The following is a 15,620-nucleotide window of genomic DNA, read 5'->3' as shown; positions in this document are numbered from 1 at the left end:
TATCCGCCGTTGTGTTGGCGGATAACGCTGGCGCGTTATGCGCCCTACGGTCCTGCCATGCAGCAGAAATTCAGGACCAGGGAGAGGGCCGCCGCACGGCGTCGTGCGGCGGCCCGGTCCGTGAAGCAGCAGTACATCGACAGACAATAAATCCCTTCGGGAGAACAATAACGATGTCCCAGGCCAGTGATAGCTCCAACCCCCTGATCGAAGTGCGTTCGATCAACTACATCCCCGAGGCCGAGCGCCACGGCAAGCTCTACAGCCAGTTCACCCTGTGGCTGGGTGCCAACCTGCAGATCACCGCCATCGTCACCGGCGCCCTGGCCGTGGTGCTGGGCGGCGATGTGTTCTGGTCGCTGATCGGCCTGCTCATCGGCCAACTGCTGGGCGGCGGCGTGATGGCGCTGCACGCTGCCCAAGGGCCGAAACTCGGCCTGCCGCAGATGATCTCCAGCCGCGTGCAGTTCGGCGTCTACGGCGCGGCCATTCCGATCGTGCTGGTGTGTCTGATGTACCTGGGCTTCACCGCCACCGGCACCGTGCTGTCCGGCCAGGCGCTGGGCCAGCTGTTCGGCGTCAGCGACAGCGTCGGCATCCTGATGTTTGCCAGCGTGATCGTGCTGGTGACCGTGCTCGGCTACCGGGTGATCCACGTGATCGGCCGCATCGCCAGTGTCATCGGGGTGATCGCCTTCATCTACCTGTTCAGCCGCCTGGTGAACCAGACCGACGTCGGCGCGCTGCTGCAGATTCGTCATTTCAGCTGGAGCAGCTTCCTGCTCGCAGTGTCCCTGGCCGCTTCCTGGCAGATCGCCTTCGGCCCCTATGTCGCCGACTACTCGCGTTACCTGCCGAGCAAGACTTCCTCGGTGAAGACCTTCCTCGCCGTGGGCGCAGGCTCGGTGATCGGCGCGCAGGTGGCGATGATCTTCGGCGTATTCGCCGCGGCCGGGGCCAACGGCCAGTTCGCCGGCCATGAAGTGGCCTACATCGTCGGCCTGAGCGGCAGTGGCGCCGTCGCCGCGCTGCTGTATTTCAGCATCGCCTTCGGCAAGATCACCATCTCGACGCTGAACTCCTACGGCAGCTTCATGTGCATCGCCACGGTGATCAGCGGCTTCCGTGGCCACCTGGAAGTGAGCCGCGTGCAGCGCCTGGTGTTCGTCCTGCTGATCGTCGGCGCCGCGACCCTGATCGCGCTGCTCGGCCAGCATTCGTTCCTCGGCGCCTTCAAGTCTTTCATCCTCTTCCTGCTGGCCTTCTTCACCCCGTGGAGCGCGGTCAACCTGGTCGATTACTACTGCATCACCCGCGAGCACTACGACGTGCCGGCTCTGGCTGATCCCGATGGCCGCTACGGCCGCTGGAACATCCCGGGCATCAGCGTCTACGTGATCGGCGTGCTGGTGCAGCTGCCCTTCATCTCCACCAAGTTCTACACCGGCCCGCTGGTGGACGCCCTGGGTGGCGTGGACATCTCCTGGATCATCGGCCTCGTGGTTCCGGCCGTTCTCTATTACCCGGTCGCCCGCCGCGTCACGCGGGCAGTACCGGACCGGCTGATCCTGCCGGCCCGCACCTGAACAGACCGGCCCGGCCGCGCGGCCACAAGCACTCGCGGCCCTTGCACTGCCCAACCTCATTCACGTTTAGGAGCATCAGATGAACAACACCAAGAAGACGCTGCTGGGCCTGTTCCTGTCTGCCGGTCTGCTGGGCGGCACCCTGGCATCGGCCCAGGCCGCCGGCTGGTGCGAGAGTGGCAAGCCGGTGAAGTTCGCCGGGCTGAACTGGGAGAGCGGCATGCTGCTCACCGACCTCATGCAGATCATCCTGAAGAACGGCTACGGCTGCGAAACCGACAGCCTGCCGGGCAACTCCATCACCATGGAGCAGGCGCTGGCGAACAACGACATCCAGATCTTCAGTGAGGAATGGATCGGCCGCAGCGACGCCTGGAACAAGGCCGCCGCCGCCAACAAGGTGGTCGGCGTGGGCGCGCCCATCGTCGGCGCCACCGAGGGCTGGTACGTGCCGCGCTTCGTGATCGAGGGCGACAAGGCGCGCAACATCGAAGCCAAGGCGCCGAACCTCAAGGCCGTGACCGACCTTGCGCAGTACTCCGAAGTCTTCCGTGACCCGGAAGAGCCGGGCAAGGGCCGCTTCTACAACTGCCCGGCCGGCTGGACCTGCGAGCTGGAAAACTCCGAGATGCTGAAGAAGTACGGCCTCGAGGACAAGTACACCAACTTCCGCCCCGGCACCGGCCCGGCGCTGGATGCCGCCGTGCTGTCGAGCTACAAGCGCAAGGAGCCTATCCTCTTCTACTACTGGTCGCCGACGCCGCTGATGGGCCAGGCCGACCTGGTGAAGCTGGACGAGCCGGGCGTGAACAAGGACGTGAAGATCCAGGTCGGCCTGTCCAAGGCCTTCCACGATCAGGCCCCGGAACTGGTGGCGGTGCTGGAGAAGGTCAACCTGCCCATCGACCTGCTGAACCAGAACCTGGCGAAGATGGCCAAGGAAAAGCTCACCTCCGAGCAACTGGCCAAGGCCTTCCTCAAGGAGCACCCGGAAGTGTGGACCACCTGGGTCAGCGAGGACGCTGCGAAGAAGGTCCAGGCCGCGCTCTGACGCCGCCGAATCCGGGGAGGCGCTGCTTCCCCGGCGATGCCCACTCCTGACGAGTACGTGCCATGTTTCCCGAGCGCTTCACTTTCTCCATCGCCGACTGGGTCAACGGTTGGGTCGATGCCCTGGTTACCAACTATGGCGACGTGTTCCGCCACATCTCCGACACCCTGCTGTGGGCCATCGTCAACCTGGAGAGCGTGCTGCGGGCCACTCCCTGGTGGCTGATGCTGGCCATCGTCGCCGGCATCGCCTGGCACGCCACCCGGCGCATCCTGCCGACCGTGGTCATCGTCGGCCTGCTGTTCCTGGTAGGCGCCGTGGGCCTGTGGGACAAGCTGATGCAGACCCTCGCGCTGATGATGGTGGCAACTATCATCTCGGTGCTGATCGGCATCCCGCTAGGCATCGTCGCCGCCCGCAGCGACCGCTTCCGCGCCGTGCTGCTGCCGATGCTGGACATCATGCAGACCATGCCCAGCTTCGTGTACCTGATCCCGGTGCTGATGCTGTTCGGCCTGGGCAAGGTGCCGGCGATCTTCGCCACCGTGATCTACGCCGCTCCGCCGCTGATCCGCCTCACCGACCTGGGGATTCGCCAGGTCGACCGCGAGGTGATGGAAGCCATCACCGCCTTCGGCGCCAACCGCCGCCAGCAACTGTTCGGTGTGCAGCTGCCGCTGGCGCTGCCAAGCATCATGGCCGGCATCAACCAGACCACCATGATGGCCCTGTCGATGGTGGTCATCGCCTCGATGATCGGCGCCCGTGGGCTGGGTGAGGACGTGCTGGTGGGCATCCAGACGCTCAACGTCGGCAAGGGACTGGAGGCGGGTCTCGCCATCGTCATCCTCGCCGTGGTCATCGACCGCATCACCCAGGCTTACGGCCGCTCGCGCCACCATGAGGCCAGCAAATGAGCAAGATCCAGGTCAAGAACGTCTACAAGATCTTCGGCGCCAAGGCCGACTCGGCGCTGGCGATGATCCGCCAGGGCAAGAGCAAGGCCGAGGTGCTCGCCGCCACCGATTGCGTGGTCGGCGTCAACGACCTCTCGCTGTCCATCGAGGCCGGAGAAATCTTCGTCATCATGGGGTTGTCCGGGTCCGGCAAGTCGACCCTGGTGCGCCACTTCAACCGCCTGATCGACCCCACCAGCGGGCAGATCCTGGTGGATGGCGAGGACGTGCTCGCCTATGACTCGGCCGCGCTGGAGAACTTCCGCCGGCGCAAGATCAGCATGGTGTTCCAGAGCTTCGGCCTGCTGCCGCACAAGAGCGTGCTCGACAACGTCGCCTACGGCCTGAAGATCCGCGGCGAGAGCAAGGCACTGTGCCAAGAGCGCGCGCTGCACTGGATCGCCACCGTGGGCCTGAAGGGCTACGAGAAGTCCTACCCGCACCAGCTCTCCGGCGGCATGCGCCAGCGCGTCGGCCTGGCCCGCGCACTGGCCGCGGACACCGACATCATCCTCATGGACGAAGCCTTCAGCGCCCTCGACCCGCTGATCCGCGCGGACATGCAGGACCAGCTGCTGGAGCTGCAGAAGACCCTGCACAAGACCATCGTCTTCATCACCCACGACCTCGATGAAGCCGTGCGCATCGGCAACCGCATCGCCATCCTCAAGGACGGCCAGTTGATCCAGGTGGGCGCGCCCGCTGACATCCTGCACAAGCCCGCCGACGAGTACGTCGACCGCTTCGTCCAGCGCCGCGTCGCCGCGCTGTAACACCATTCGCCGGCGGGGAAGGGGGCTTCCCCGCCTACAGGAGCTCCGCATGTCGTCCTCTTCCACCATCACCTTCGGCAACGGCCCGCTGCGCTGGCAGGACCTGGTCCAGGTGGCGCGCCAGGGTGCGCGCCTGCAACTGTCGACGGCCGCCTGGGCGCGCATCGACAACGCCCACGGCATCGTCGAGAGCATCGTCAGCCGGGGCGAGCGGGCCTATGGCATCAGCACCGGCCTGGGTGCGCTGTGCAACGTGGTGCTGCAGGGCGAGCAACTGGCGCAGCTGTCGCGCAACACCCTGCTCAGCCATGCCTGCGGCGTGGGCGAGCCGCTCAAGGACGAACAGACCCGCGCGATCATCGCCGCCGCCATCGCCAACTACAGCCATGGCAAATCCGGCCTGCACCGCGGCGTGGTGGAAGCACTGCTGGCGCTGCTCAACCACGGCATCACCCCGCGCGTACCGGCACAGGGCTCGGTGGGCTACCTGACCCACATGGCCCACGTCGGCGTGGCGCTGCTGGGCATCGGCGAGGTGAGCTATCGCGGCGAAGTGGTGCCGGCCTTCCAGGCCCTGGCCGCCGAAGGCCTGGAGCCGGTGCAACTGGGCGCCAAGGACGGGCTCTGCCTGGTCAACGGCACACCCTGCATGACTGGCCTGAGCTGCCTCGCCCTCGACGAGGCAAACCGCCTCGCGCAGTGGGCCGACGTGATTGGTGCCATGAGCTTCGAAGCCCTGCGCGGGCAGATCGACGCGTTCGACGCCGAGATCATTGCGCTCAAGCCGCACCCGGGCATGCAGAAGGTCGGCGCCAACCTGCGCGCGCTGCTTGAAGGCAGCGAAGTGATCGCGAGCAGCAAGGGCATTCGCACCCAGGATGCCCTGAGCATCCGCTCCATGCCGCAGATCCACGGCGCCTGCCGCGACCAACTGGAGCACGCGGCGAAACAGATCGAGACCGAACTCAATTCCGCCACCGACAATCCACTGGTGCTGGGCACGCCGGACGACTACCGGGTGGTGTCCCAGGCCAATCCCCACGGCGAATCCGTGGCCATGGCTGCCGACCTGCTGGCGATTGCCGTGGCTGAGCTGGGCGGGGTCTCCGAGCGACGCCTGGACCGCCTGATCAACCCGCTGGTCAGCGGCCTGCCGGCCTTCCTGGTCAGCAAGCCGGGGGTCAACTCGGGGATGATGATCGTGCAGTACGTCGCCGCTTCGCTGGCCGGCGAGAACCGCCAGCTGGCGCAGCCGGCGGTGGTGGACAACTACGTCACCTCCGGCCTGCAGGAAGACCACCTGAGCCTGGGCACCAGCGCCGCGCTCAAGCTCGGCCGCGCCCTGGACAACAGCCGGCGCATCCTCGCCATCGAATACCTGCTGGCCGCCCAGGCCTTCGAATTCCTCAAGCCGCAGCGCTTCGGCAGCGGCACCGACTGCGCCTGGAGCCTGCTGCGCGAGCAGGTGCCGGCCTATGACAGCGATCGCTGGCTGGCGCCGGACATCGCCCGCGCCGCCGAGCTGCTGGCCAACCCGGCGGCGCTGCACAGCGTCGGCGCGAGCATCGGGAGACTGCAATGAAACACCTCTGGCAGCACTGCCACGCAGCGACCATGAAGGACGGCCGTTACTCGATCATCGAGGACGCCGCGATCATCACCGAGGGCGAGCGCATCAGCTGGATCGGCCCGCGCGTCGAACTGCCCGAGCGCCCGATCCAGAGCACCGACCTGGGCGGCGCCTGGGTCACGCCCGGCTTCATCGACTGCCATACCCACCTGGTGTTCGGCGGTGACCGTAGCGGCGAGTTCGAGCAGCGCCTGAACGGCGTCAGCTATGCCGAGATCGCCGCAGCCGGCGGCGGCATCGCCAGTACCGTGCGCGCCACCCGCGAGGCCAGCGAGGACGAGCTGCTGGCCAGCGCCATCAAGCGTGCCCGCCCGCTGCTGGCCGATGGCGTGACCGTGCTGGAAGTGAAATCCGGCTACGGCCTGGACCTGGATAGCGAGCGGCGCATGCTGCGCGTGGCCCGCCGGCTGGAGCAGGAGCTGCCGGTGACGGTACGTACCACCTGCCTGTCCGCCCACGCCTTGCCGCCGGAATACGCCGGCCGCGCTGACGAGTACATCGAGCAGGTCTGCAATCATATCCTCCCGGCGCTGGCCGAAGAGGGGCTGGTGGATGCGGTAGACGCCTTCTGCGAGCACCTGGCGTTCTCCCCGGCGCAGGTCGAGCGGGTATTCCAGGCTGCCCAGCGCCTGGGCCTGCCGGTGAAGCTGCATGCCGAGCAATTGTCCTCGCTGCATGGCTCCAGCCTCGCCGCGCGGTATGGCGCGCTGTCCGCCGACCACCTGGAATTCATGGACGAGAGCGACGCCATTGCCATGGCCGAGGCCGGCACCGTCGCCGTGCTGCTGCCGGGCGCCTTCTTCGTCCTGCGCGAAACCCAGCTGCCGCCGATGGATGCCCTGCGCAAGCACGGCGTGAACATCGCCATCGCCAGCGACCTCAACCCCGGGACGTCGCCCGCGCTGTCGCTGCGCCTGATGCTGAACATGGCCTGCACCGCCTTCCGCCTGACCCCGGAAGAGGCCCTGGCAGGCGTCACCCTCAACGCCGCGCGCGCGCTGGGCATGGCCGACAGCCACGGTAGCCTGGAAGCGGGCAAGGTCGCCGACTTCATCGCCTGGGACATCCAGCGCCCCGCCGAACTCGCCTACTGGCTCGGCGGTGACCTGCCCAAGCGCGTCATTCGTCACGGCGAAGAGCTGTGAGTCTGCTCTTCGTAGGAGCGAGCTTGCTCGCGAACAGCCCCGCTGCGGAGCCAAGCGCAAAGACCCCTCTCCCTAACCCTCTCCCGCAAGCGGGAGAGGGGACCGTTCGGTGCAGGATGAAGCGGTGGTATCAGCCGGCACGGACGGCTCCCTCTCCCTTCGGAGCGGGGCGCGCAGCCAGGGCGGGGGAGAGGGAAACAGCGGCACGGATTTGCAGCAGGAAACCGCTGCTCCCAAGAACAACGAATACATCTCGCTAGGTTTGGAGATAGCCCCCATGGACAACGTTCTCGAATTCAAACGCGGCCGCGTGCCGCTGCTGATCAGCATGCCGCACCCCGGCACCCGCCTGACCCCGGCCGTGGAAAACGGCCTCGTAGATGAAGCCCGCGAGCTGGCCGACACCGACTGGCACATCCCACGGCTCTACGCCTTCGCCGAAGAACTGGGCGCCAGCACCCTGGCCGCCGGCTACTCGCGCTACGTCATCGATCTCAACCGTCCGGCCGACGACAAGCCGCTGTACAGCACCGCCACCACCGGCCTCTACCCGGACACCCTGTTCGACGGCCGCCCGCTGTTCAAGGACGGCCAGACGCCGTCGCCAGAGGAGCGCGCGCGTTACCTCGCCGAAGTTTGGACGCCCTACCACCGCACCCTGGCCGACGAGCTGGCGCGCCTGAAGGCCGAGTTCGGCTACGCGCTACTGTGGGACGCCCACTCGATTGCCTCGGTGATCCCGCACCTGTTCGACGGCAAGCTGCCGGACTTCAACATCGGCACCAACAGCGGCGCGAGCTGCGATGCGGAGCTGGCCGAGCGACTGCTCGCGGTGTGCGCCGATGCACCGGCCTACCGGCACATCCTCAACGGCCGCTTCAAGGGCGGGCACATCACCCGCCAGTACGGCCAGCCGCAGGACAACGTGCACGCGGTGCAACTGGAGCTCGCGCAGTGCAACTACATGGATGAGCGCGCGCCCTTCGGCTACCGCGAAGACCTCGCCGCACCGACCGCCCGGGTACTCCGGCGCCTGCTGGAAACCTTCATCGCCTGGGGCCGCGAGCGCTACGGCCGCTAAGTTTTACGCAGCTTCCTGCCGCGCCAGGACTGTCGGCGCGGCGCCGCCGGACCACGCATCCCGGCGGCGCTTCCCTGGTGCGGCAGGGGGCTGTCTTTTCATTCGCAACATCGCTTCAGGAACGCACACCTTCCAGCGTGCATTCGATGTGCTCGACGCACCGCTGATCGTTCGCCCAGTCGGCCAGGACCGCGCGCAACTGGGCTTCGTCGTTGGTAGCGACGGCAAGCAACTGCTCCTGCTGCCAGCTTTCCTCTTCCTCCAGCTCGTGATCGTGCTGCTCGTGCGGGTGGCCTTCCGAGCATTGGCGGCACAGCACGCGCACGTTCTTCGACCAGGATTCGTTGGCGATCTCCAGCTCATCCAGGTGTTGCTGCAGCTCGTCGAGGTCTTCCGGCGAGCCGAGGCGGAGGTCGATTTCGTAGGTGCTGTGGGGGGAGGCGGTGAACAGCTCGAGGACGTTGAACACCGGATATTCGCGGCCCTGGTTTTCGCGGTAGCCGACCGCGGCGCCGTCGTGCAGGACGATGTCGCCATGGCGGAAGCCTGAATCCGGGTAGGGGATGTTCAGCAGGCTGGCGCGCACCGGGTCGATGCGCTGTGCCCACACGACCTCGGCACTCTCGTCGGCATTCAGGCGCACCGGGGTCATGCCGAAGTCGGCCTCGATGGGCTGGTCACCCAGCTCGATTGCGATCCCGAGCCGGTTCCACACGGCCCGCGCACAGCTCCAGTCGCGCAGCGCCGTGGCGGCGATGGCGAGGTTCCAGTTGGCCGCTTCATCGTCCGGCGTCAGGTCGACGGCCTGCTGGTTGTAGCGCTGCGAAGCCGGCCAGTCGCCGCGGTATTTGTAGATCAGGCCGATGTTGTAGTGGGTTTCCGACTTCTCCGGTGCGAGCTCGATGGCCTGGAGATACAGCGCCAGGGCCGCATCGCTATCGCCCTGGTCGTCCAGGTTCATGGCTTGTTGGTGCAGTGCGTCGGCTTGCTCGCGAGACATGGCTTTCCTTGTCGATTCCGGTTCAACGGTGTCCTGAACGCCCACGGGTGAAGACGGGCGCAGATGGGGCGCCACTTTAAACCAAGGATGTTGATCCGCCCGGTCTGCTTGCCCGCACTGCCGGGAAAACTATTCGAAGCGGTGCTGCGCCAGTTGCTTCTCGGCATGCCGCACCAGCATTTCCAGCAGCAGCGCCTGGGTGTGCGGAGGTGTTTCGTCGGCGCGGGTCAGGGCGTAGAGCGTCACCTTTACGGTGGGTGACAAGGTTCGCTGCACTGTCAGGCGCTCGTCTGCACCCAGGGCGGTAAAGGGGTCGACCAGCGCCAATCCCGTTCCGGCTTCCACCAGCGTTCTTGCCAACGCATAGGTCTGCACCGCGATGCGCACGCGCGGTGGCGGTTCGACGTTGGCCAGATGGCTTTCCAGGCGTGCCGACAGCGGGTCGGAAGTGGACAGCCCGATCATCGGTTCGCCGGCCAGTTCGTCCAGCGTCAGGGGCTGGCCCAAACGATCTTCCGGCCAGTGGCCGCATGGCGCCAGGGCGACCAGCGGGCCGCTGGCGATGGGCTGCGAGCGCAGGCCGGGGTGGTCGGTCTGCTGCAGGGTGAGGGCGAGGTCGAGTTCGCGCATCAGCAGGTTCTGCACCAGTTCGCGGGAGTGCTGGGTGGCCAGTTCGCAGCTGCTCTGCGGGTAGCGGTCGGTCCATTCGCGGATCACTGGCGGCAGCAGCGATAGCGCCATCGCTGGCGTGGCGCCCACGCGCAGGCGGTTCTCCGGCTGGCCGCGCAGGCTCTGCGCAAGGCGCCGCACGCCCTGCAGGCTTTCGCTGACCTTGGCCACTTCGCGCTCCAGCTCCAGCGCCTCGGGCGTTGCCTGCAGCTTGCCGCGTACACGCAGGAACAGCGGGAAACCCAGCTGCTGCTCGGCATGCTGCAGCACCTTGGTCACCGCCGGCTGCGAGACGTGCAGCAGTTGCGCAGCGCCGCTGACCGAACCGGTCTCGCGGATGGCCTGGAACACTTCGATATGGCGCAGGCGCATGGGCCTCTCCCGTGGTGTGGGTAACCTGTGCGTATAACGCAAGGTTATGGGTTGCCCATGTTTATTCATTGTTCGCCGCCTGTCACGCGGGCCTAAGGTCGGGGCCAGGAATGGATGGGCAGTGAGAAGGCAATGGCACAGCGGGTTTGCATCATCGGCGCGGGCGTGGTCGGGTTGGCCACGGCCCAGGCGCTGGTCCTCGAAGGCTTCGACGTCACCGTGCTGGAAGCTCGGGATCAGGCCGGGCTGGAAACCAGCTTTGCCAACGGCGGCCAGCTGTCCTACCGCTATGTCGCGCCGCTGGCCGATGCCGGCGTGCCGCAGCAGGCGCTGGGCTGGCTGCTGCGCGGCGATTCGCCGCTGCGCCTGCGCCCGCGCCTGGACCCGGCGCAATGGCGCTGGCTGCTGGAGTTCACCGCCGCCTGCCGGCGCTCGGTGAACCAGGCCAACGCCAAACACCTTCTGCGTCTTGCGCTGTTCAGCCAGGCTACATTGGCGCAGTGGCGCGAGGACGGGCTGACGGGTTTCGACTGGCGGCGCAACGGCAAGCTGGTGGCCTTCCGCGATGAAGGCAGCTTCCTCAGTGCGAGGCAGAACCTGTCCGACCCTGCCGAACAATTCGTGCTCTCGGCGCAGCAGTGCCGCGAGCTGGACCCGGCGCTGGAGCGCGCGCCCTTCGTCGGTGGCATCCATACGCCGGACGAGGAGGTTGCCGACTGCTTCCTGTTCTGCCAGCGGCTGGCCGAGCGGCTGCAGGCGTCCGGCCGCTGCCGCATCCTCTATGGCCATCCGGCATCCCGGCTGATTCTGTGCAATGGCGCGGTGATCGGGGTGGAGGCGGGCGGGCAGAGCTTCAAGGCCGATCACGTCGTGCTCGCCGCCGGCTACCGCAGCGCAGCACTGCTGCCGCGCGGGCCGCGTCTGCCGCTCTATCCGCTGAAGGGCTACAGCCTGACCGCGCCGATCCGCGCCAATGATCACGCGCCGGACGTGAGCCTGACCGACTACGACCGCAAGGTGGTCTACGCGCGCATCGGCGAGCGCCTGCGCATTGCCGCCATGGTCGACATCGTCGGCTTCGACCCGAGCCTGGAGCCCAAGCGGCTGGCGCTGATCCGTCAGCAGGCGGCGGAGACCCTGCCCGACGCCTGCGATTACGGCGCCGCCGTCGAGTGGGCCGGCATGCGCCCAGCCACGCCCACCGGCGTGCCGTTGGTGGGCGCCTGCGGGCCGCGCGGGCTTTGGCTGAATCTCGGCCACGGTGCGCTGGGCTTCACCCTGGCCTGCGGCAGCGCACAGCTGATTGCCGCGCAGATTGCCGGGCGCCGGCCGGCTATCGACACCAGCGGCCTGACCCCCGAACGGCTGGCCGGCTGATTCCATCGGATTTAGGAGACCCACCATGCAACTCACACGCATCGCCACCAACGACCGCCTTTCCGGCGCTATGGTCTTCGGCTCGCTGGTTTTCCTCTCCGGGCAGGTGCCCGGAGAGGCCACCGATATCCAGGACCAGACCCGCGAAGTGCTGGCGAAGATCGACGCACTGCTGGTCGAGGCCGGTACTGACAAGGCGAACATCCTCAGCGCGACCATTTACCTGAAGGACATCGTCGCTGACTTCGAGGCCATGAACGGCGTCTGGTCCGCTTGGTTGCCCGAAGGCTGCGCGCCGACCCGCACCACGGTGCAGGCGCTGCTGGCGCGGCCGTCCGTGTTGGTGGAAATCACCGTGATCGCTGCACGGCCCTGAGCCTCAACCCGACTCACAACAACAAGAGGGATCGAACCCATGAAACGACTCGCACTGGGAATGCTGGCGGCGTCCAGCCTGGTCTGCGCGCTGGCGCAGGCGAACGAAGCGTTGGACGGCACGCTGAAGAAGGTCGCCGATCGCGGCACGATAACCCTGGGTTATCGCGACGCCTCGGTGCCGTTCTCCTACCTGGGCGACAACAGCGGCCAACCCATGGGCTACTCGGTGGACCTGGCCGGCAAGGTGGTCGAGCGCATCAAGCAGAAGCTCGACAAGCCGGACTTGAAGGTGAAGTACAACCTGGTGACCTCGCAGACGCGCATCCCGCTGGTGCAGAACGGCACGGTCGACCTGGAGTGCGGCTCCACCGGCGTCACCGCAGAGCGCCAGAAGCAGGTCGCCTTCTCCTACGGCTTCATCTACGTGAAGGGCCAGTTGCTGACCGCCAAGGACAGCGGCATCCAGGGCTTCGATGACCTCAAGGGCAAGAACGTGGTGACCACCGCCGGCACCACCAACGAGCGCTACCTCAAGGCCTACAACGCCGAGCACAAGCTGGGCATGAACGTGGTCAGCGCCAAGGACCATGGCGAAGCCTTCCTCATGCTGCAATCCGGCCGCGCGGTAGCCTTCTACATGGATGACGCATTGCTCTACGGCGAGAAGGCCAAGGCGCGCGACCCGCATCATTGGGTAGTGGTGGGCGAGCCGCAGTCGCGGGAAATCTATGCCTGCATGGTGCGCCGCGACGATCCGCAGTTCCTCGCGCTGGTCAACCAGACGCTGGCTGACCTCTACGCCTCGGGCGAGATCAAGGGCATCTACCAGCGCTGGTTCGAGCAACCGATCCCGCCGAAGAACCTCAACCTGGAATTCCCCATGACCGCAGAGCTGCAGGCGATCATCGCCAAGCCCACCAGCGAACCGGTGCAGTAACGCTGCTAGCGTTGCAGGCCGAGGTGGCGGATCAGTGGCTGCACCTCGGCCAGGCGCTCCCAGACATCGTCGAGCAATTCGGCGGGGTAGTAGGAGGGCAGGCGCGGCAGTTCCTGGCGCGGTACCCAGGCGACCTCGCGGATATCGAACTCGTCGCCGCCCATGCCGCGCAGGTTGTCCAGGCTGACCCGGCCATCCCAGGCATCCACGCGGTAGAACAGCTCCATGTGGAAGCGCCCGGCCACCGGCTCGGCGAACTCGCGCACGTAGACCAGCGGGCCGACTTCCACCGCCAGCCCGGTTTCCTCCCGGCACTCGCGCCGCACCGTGTCGCGGGTGGATTGGTCCTTGTCCGACTCGAAGCCGCCCCCCGGCGGAATCCAGTACACGTCGCCGGCCACCTCATGGCGCACCAGCAGGATCTCGTCGTTGCGCAGCAGCAGGCCGGCGGCGCGGATGCGGTGTTGCAGGAGGAGAGTCATTGCCAGTCGAGCCTCGCCAGTTTCCATTCAGAGCCTTCGCGCCACCACTCCAGCTTCACGGCGTAATGCCCGGCGCTGTCGGGGATGAGGTTCTCGGCGCCGGTGAGGGCGACTTGCGCGTCAGTATGGCCGCGATTGGTATAGGTCGGGTCGATCCGGCTCTCGCTGCTGAGCAGGATCACCTTGACCTGCTGGTGGCGCAGGAACATCAGCGTCATGGTGCGCTTGGCCCAGTCGCGCTCGAACTCGCCATTGGCGCGGAACTCGCCGGCCAGCTGATCGATCACGGCCCCGCTATTCTTGGCTTCGAGGTTGTCCTGCAATTGTTTGACGGCGGCATCCAGTTGCGCGCGCGGATCGTCCCGGCCACAGCCGCTCAGAGCGAACAGCAGCAGGAACAGAGAAAGAAACAACTTCCGTGGCATGGCTCACTAACTCCCTTATGGGTTTTTCGCTGGCCCGAGTATCATGCCCGACACCGTGGGGGCCGAAGACTTTCGATGGAAGTCGCGCCGCGGCAACGCGACTTTCTATAAGGTGGCGACAGGCCCTAGGATGGTTACTGGTCCGGAGCGACCGTACGTACTGATCCAGGAGCGAGCCATGCAAACTTTGTATCCGGAAATCAAGCCTTACGCGCGCCATGAACTGGCCGTCGAAGCGCCGCACGTCCTCTACGTGGACGAGAGCGGCACGCCCGACGGACTGCCGGTTCTGTTCATCCATGGCGGCCCGGGCTCCGGTTGCGATGCCATGTCGCGGCGCTTCTTCGATCCCAATATCTACCGCATCGTCACCTTCGACCAGCGCGGCTGTGGCCGCTCCACGCCCTACGCGAGCCTGGAGAACAACACCACCTGGCACCTGGTCGCGGATATCGAGCGCATCCGCGAGCACCTGGGTATCGACAAGTGGGTGCTGTTTGGCGGCTCCTGGGGCTCGACCCTGTCGCTGGCCTACGCCCAGGCACATCCCGAGCGCGTGCTGGCGCTGATCGTACGCGGCATCTTCCTCTGCCGCCCGCAGGAAATTCGCTGGTTCTACCAGGAAGGCGCTAGCCGCCTGTTCCCCGATTACTGGGAGGACTACCTGGCGCCGATTCCTGCCGACGAGCACGACGACCTGCTGCACGCCTTCCACCGCCGCCTGACCGGCCCGGACCAGATCGCCCAGATGCACGCTGCTCGTGCCTGGTCCACCTGGGAAGGCCGCACTGCCACGCTGCGGCCGAACCCGGCGGTGGTCGAGCGCTTCGCTGACCCGCACCGCTCGTTGTCCATCGCCCGGATCGAAAACCATTACTTCGTCAACGACGGCTTCCTCGAGCCCGACCAACTGCTGCGCGACATGCACAAGATCGCCCACCTGCCGGGCGTGATCGTCCATGGCCGCTATGACGTGGTCTGCCCGCTGGACAACGCCTGGGCGCTGCACAAGGCCTGGCCCAACAGCGAGCTTCAGATCGTCCGCGACGCCGGCCATGTGGCCGGTGAGCCGGGCATCACCGATGCGCTGGTGCGCGCCACCAACGAGATCGGCCGGCGTCTGCTGAACCTGCCGCCGGAGGCTGAATGAAGGGTCTGATCCAGCGGGTGCGTGGTGCCCGCGTCGAGGTCGACGGCGAAATCGTCGGCGCCATCGACCATGGGCTGCTGGCCCTGGTGGGGGTAGAACCCCAGGATGATGAAGAGTCAGTGAACCGTTTGTTGCACAAGCTGCTTAACTATCGAGTGTTTGGCGACGATGAAGGTAAAATGAACCTTTCATTGAGCGATGTCGGCGGCGGTCTGCTGCTGGTCTCGCAGTTCACCCTGGCCGCGGATACCCGAAAGGGGCTGCGACCGAGCTTTTCCAGCGCGGCGCCACCTGAAAAGGGCGCCGCGTTGTTCGATCTACTCGTGGAACAGGCGCGAGAGCGTCATCCGCTGGTCGCCACTGGCCGTTTTGGCGCCAACATGCAGGTCCACCTGGTCAATGACGGCCCGGTGACCTTTCTACTGGAGGCTTGAACGCGCGGCAGCTTGTCATATCGCCGTGGGATGATGGTTAGGGCTTATGCACTTAGAACAATGCGCCTCCGGGAGCCTGAAGTACCCGTGGAAAAAATCGGGGAATCATTCAGGCTCACCGGGGTCGGAATTCAATCGCCAGCAGATTGGCATCGCCTTTGCTGGCTTTAATCG

General features: G+C 66.3%; 16 protein-coding genes. 12 read left to right on the top strand and 4 right to left on the bottom strand.

Annotated elements, in window-relative coordinates; genetic code table 11:
• The first annotated feature begins 173 nt into the window (after window positions 1-173).
• From IB256_RS12705 to hutG, 7 genes are all read left to right on the top strand, one after another.
• Window positions 174-1,586, top strand: coding sequence for a purine-cytosine permease family protein (locus IB256_RS12705; protein WP_192402794.1), 1,413 nt, complete (start codon window positions 174-176; stop codon window positions 1,584-1,586).
• A gap of 79 nt (window positions 1,587-1,665) precedes the next feature.
• Window positions 1,666-2,637, top strand: a complete 972-nt coding sequence (locus IB256_RS12700) for an ABC transporter substrate-binding protein (protein WP_192293253.1) — start codon at window positions 1,666-1,668, stop codon at window positions 2,635-2,637.
• 62 nt (window positions 2,638-2,699) lie between these two features.
• Window positions 2,700-3,554, top strand: a complete 855-nt coding sequence (locus IB256_RS12695) for an ABC transporter permease (RefSeq protein WP_045215843.1) — start codon at window positions 2,700-2,702, stop codon at window positions 3,552-3,554.
• Window positions 3,551-4,366, top strand: coding sequence for a quaternary amine ABC transporter ATP-binding protein (locus tag IB256_RS12690; protein ID WP_192293251.1), 816 nt, complete (start codon window positions 3,551-3,553; stop codon window positions 4,364-4,366). The genes IB256_RS12695 and IB256_RS12690 overlap by 4 nt, the downstream gene beginning before the upstream one ends.
• A gap of 49 nt (window positions 4,367-4,415) precedes the next feature.
• Window positions 4,416-5,948 carry a histidine ammonia-lyase gene (hutH, locus tag IB256_RS12685; RefSeq protein ID WP_192402792.1) on the top strand — a complete coding sequence of 511 codons (1,533 nt, stop codon included), beginning with the start codon at window positions 4,416-4,418 and terminating at the stop codon, window positions 5,946-5,948.
• Window positions 5,945-7,141, top strand: a complete 1,197-nt coding sequence (hutI, locus tag IB256_RS12680) for an imidazolonepropionase (RefSeq protein ID WP_192402790.1) — start codon at window positions 5,945-5,947, stop codon at window positions 7,139-7,141. Before hutH ends, hutI begins: the two co-directional genes overlap by 4 nt.
• Before the next feature lie 277 nt (window positions 7,142-7,418).
• Window positions 7,419-8,222 (top strand): N-formylglutamate deformylase, encoded by an 804-nt coding sequence (hutG, locus tag IB256_RS12675; RefSeq protein WP_192402788.1) that lies wholly within the window; start codon window positions 7,419-7,421, stop codon window positions 8,220-8,222.
• Between the two features lie 115 nt (window positions 8,223-8,337).
• On the opposite strand, the gene IB256_RS12670 is transcribed toward hutG, so the two are convergent.
• Both IB256_RS12670 and IB256_RS12665 read right to left on the bottom strand, forming a co-directional pair.
• Window positions 8,338-9,222 (bottom strand): tetratricopeptide repeat protein, encoded by an 885-nt coding sequence (locus IB256_RS12670; protein WP_167523242.1) that lies wholly within the window; start codon window positions 9,220-9,222, stop codon window positions 8,338-8,340.
• A 129-nt stretch (window positions 9,223-9,351) separates the two neighbouring features.
• Entirely contained in the window at window positions 9,352-10,332 is a 981-nt protein-coding gene (locus IB256_RS12665) for a LysR family transcriptional regulator (RefSeq protein ID WP_412547961.1), read from the bottom strand.
• Between the two features lie 63 nt (window positions 10,333-10,395).
• Between IB256_RS12665 and IB256_RS12660 the strand changes: the two genes are divergently transcribed.
• Genes IB256_RS12660 through IB256_RS12650 form a run of 3 tightly spaced genes read left to right on the top strand, consistent with a single transcriptional unit; the run spans window position 10,396 to window position 12,955 of the window.
• Window positions 10,396-11,640 (top strand): D-amino acid dehydrogenase, encoded by a 1,245-nt coding sequence (locus tag IB256_RS12660; RefSeq protein WP_192402784.1) that lies wholly within the window; start codon window positions 10,396-10,398, stop codon window positions 11,638-11,640.
• 25 nt (window positions 11,641-11,665) lie between these two features.
• A complete protein-coding gene (locus tag IB256_RS12655) occupies window positions 11,666-12,016 on the top strand; it encodes a RidA family protein (protein ID WP_192402782.1) in 351 nt (116 codons plus the stop codon).
• Between the two features lie 39 nt (window positions 12,017-12,055).
• The gene (locus IB256_RS12650; RefSeq protein ID WP_192402780.1) at window positions 12,056-12,955 is read left to right on the top strand and encodes a transporter substrate-binding domain-containing protein; all 900 of its coding nucleotides are present in this window, start codon (window positions 12,056-12,058) and stop codon (window positions 12,953-12,955) included.
• Between the two features lie 5 nt (window positions 12,956-12,960).
• Here IB256_RS12650 and IB256_RS12645 read toward each other — a convergent pair whose 3' ends face one another.
• Window positions 12,961-13,437 (bottom strand): NUDIX domain-containing protein, encoded by a 477-nt coding sequence (locus IB256_RS12645; protein WP_192293235.1) that lies wholly within the window; start codon window positions 13,435-13,437, stop codon window positions 12,961-12,963.
• Window positions 13,434-13,862, bottom strand: a complete 429-nt coding sequence (locus IB256_RS12640; RefSeq protein WP_192293233.1) for a hypothetical protein — start codon at window positions 13,860-13,862, stop codon at window positions 13,434-13,436. Before IB256_RS12640 ends, IB256_RS12645 begins: the two co-directional genes overlap by 4 nt.
• A gap of 178 nt (window positions 13,863-14,040) precedes the next feature.
• On the opposite strand from IB256_RS12640, the gene pip reads away from it, so the two are divergent.
• Window positions 14,041-15,012, top strand: a complete 972-nt coding sequence (gene pip, locus IB256_RS12635) for a prolyl aminopeptidase (RefSeq protein WP_192402778.1) — start codon at window positions 14,041-14,043, stop codon at window positions 15,010-15,012.
• Window positions 15,009-15,446, top strand: coding sequence for a D-aminoacyl-tRNA deacylase (gene dtd / locus IB256_RS12630; RefSeq protein ID WP_081515381.1), 438 nt, complete (start codon window positions 15,009-15,011; stop codon window positions 15,444-15,446). Before pip ends, dtd begins: the two co-directional genes overlap by 4 nt.
• Window positions 15,447-15,620 lie beyond the last annotated feature (174 nt).

The organism is Pseudomonas sp. PDM17, assembly GCF_014851985.1.
GTDB lineage: Bacteria > Pseudomonadota > Gammaproteobacteria > Pseudomonadales > Pseudomonadaceae > Pseudomonas.
Note: the sequence above shows the minus strand (reverse complement) of the source record. Positions and strands in the feature narration are given on the sequence as shown.

Coding starts and splice junctions, on each gene's coding strand:
- pip (WP_192402778.1), top strand. CDS start 14,041: ATGCAAACTTTGTATCCGGAAATCAAGCCTTACGCGCGCCATGAACTG.
- IB256_RS12690 (WP_192293251.1), top strand. CDS start 3,551: ATGAGCAAGATCCAGGTCAAGAACGTCTACAAGATCTTCGGCGCCAAG.
- hutG (WP_192402788.1), top strand. CDS start 7,419: ATGGACAACGTTCTCGAATTCAAACGCGGCCGCGTGCCGCTGCTGATC.
- IB256_RS12665 (WP_412547961.1), bottom strand. CDS start 10,332: ATGAATAAACATGGGCAACCCATAACCTTGCGTTATACGCACAGGTTA.
- IB256_RS12655 (WP_192402782.1), top strand. CDS start 11,666: ATGCAACTCACACGCATCGCCACCAACGACCGCCTTTCCGGCGCTATG.
- IB256_RS12670 (WP_167523242.1), bottom strand. CDS start 9,222: ATGTCTCGCGAGCAAGCCGACGCACTGCACCAACAAGCCATGAACCTG.
- IB256_RS12700 (WP_192293253.1), top strand. CDS start 1,666: ATGAACAACACCAAGAAGACGCTGCTGGGCCTGTTCCTGTCTGCCGGT.
- hutI (WP_192402790.1), top strand. CDS start 5,945: ATGAAACACCTCTGGCAGCACTGCCACGCAGCGACCATGAAGGACGGC.
- IB256_RS12650 (WP_192402780.1), top strand. CDS start 12,056: ATGAAACGACTCGCACTGGGAATGCTGGCGGCGTCCAGCCTGGTCTGC.
- hutH (WP_192402792.1), top strand. CDS start 4,416: ATGTCGTCCTCTTCCACCATCACCTTCGGCAACGGCCCGCTGCGCTGG.
- IB256_RS12705 (WP_192402794.1), top strand. CDS start 174: ATGTCCCAGGCCAGTGATAGCTCCAACCCCCTGATCGAAGTGCGTTCG.
- IB256_RS12640 (WP_192293233.1), bottom strand. CDS start 13,862: ATGCCACGGAAGTTGTTTCTTTCTCTGTTCCTGCTGCTGTTCGCTCTG.
- dtd (WP_081515381.1), top strand. CDS start 15,009: ATGAAGGGTCTGATCCAGCGGGTGCGTGGTGCCCGCGTCGAGGTCGAC.
- IB256_RS12695 (WP_045215843.1), top strand. CDS start 2,700: ATGTTTCCCGAGCGCTTCACTTTCTCCATCGCCGACTGGGTCAACGGT.
- IB256_RS12660 (WP_192402784.1), top strand. CDS start 10,396: ATGGCACAGCGGGTTTGCATCATCGGCGCGGGCGTGGTCGGGTTGGCC.
- IB256_RS12645 (WP_192293235.1), bottom strand. CDS start 13,437: ATGACTCTCCTCCTGCAACACCGCATCCGCGCCGCCGGCCTGCTGCTG.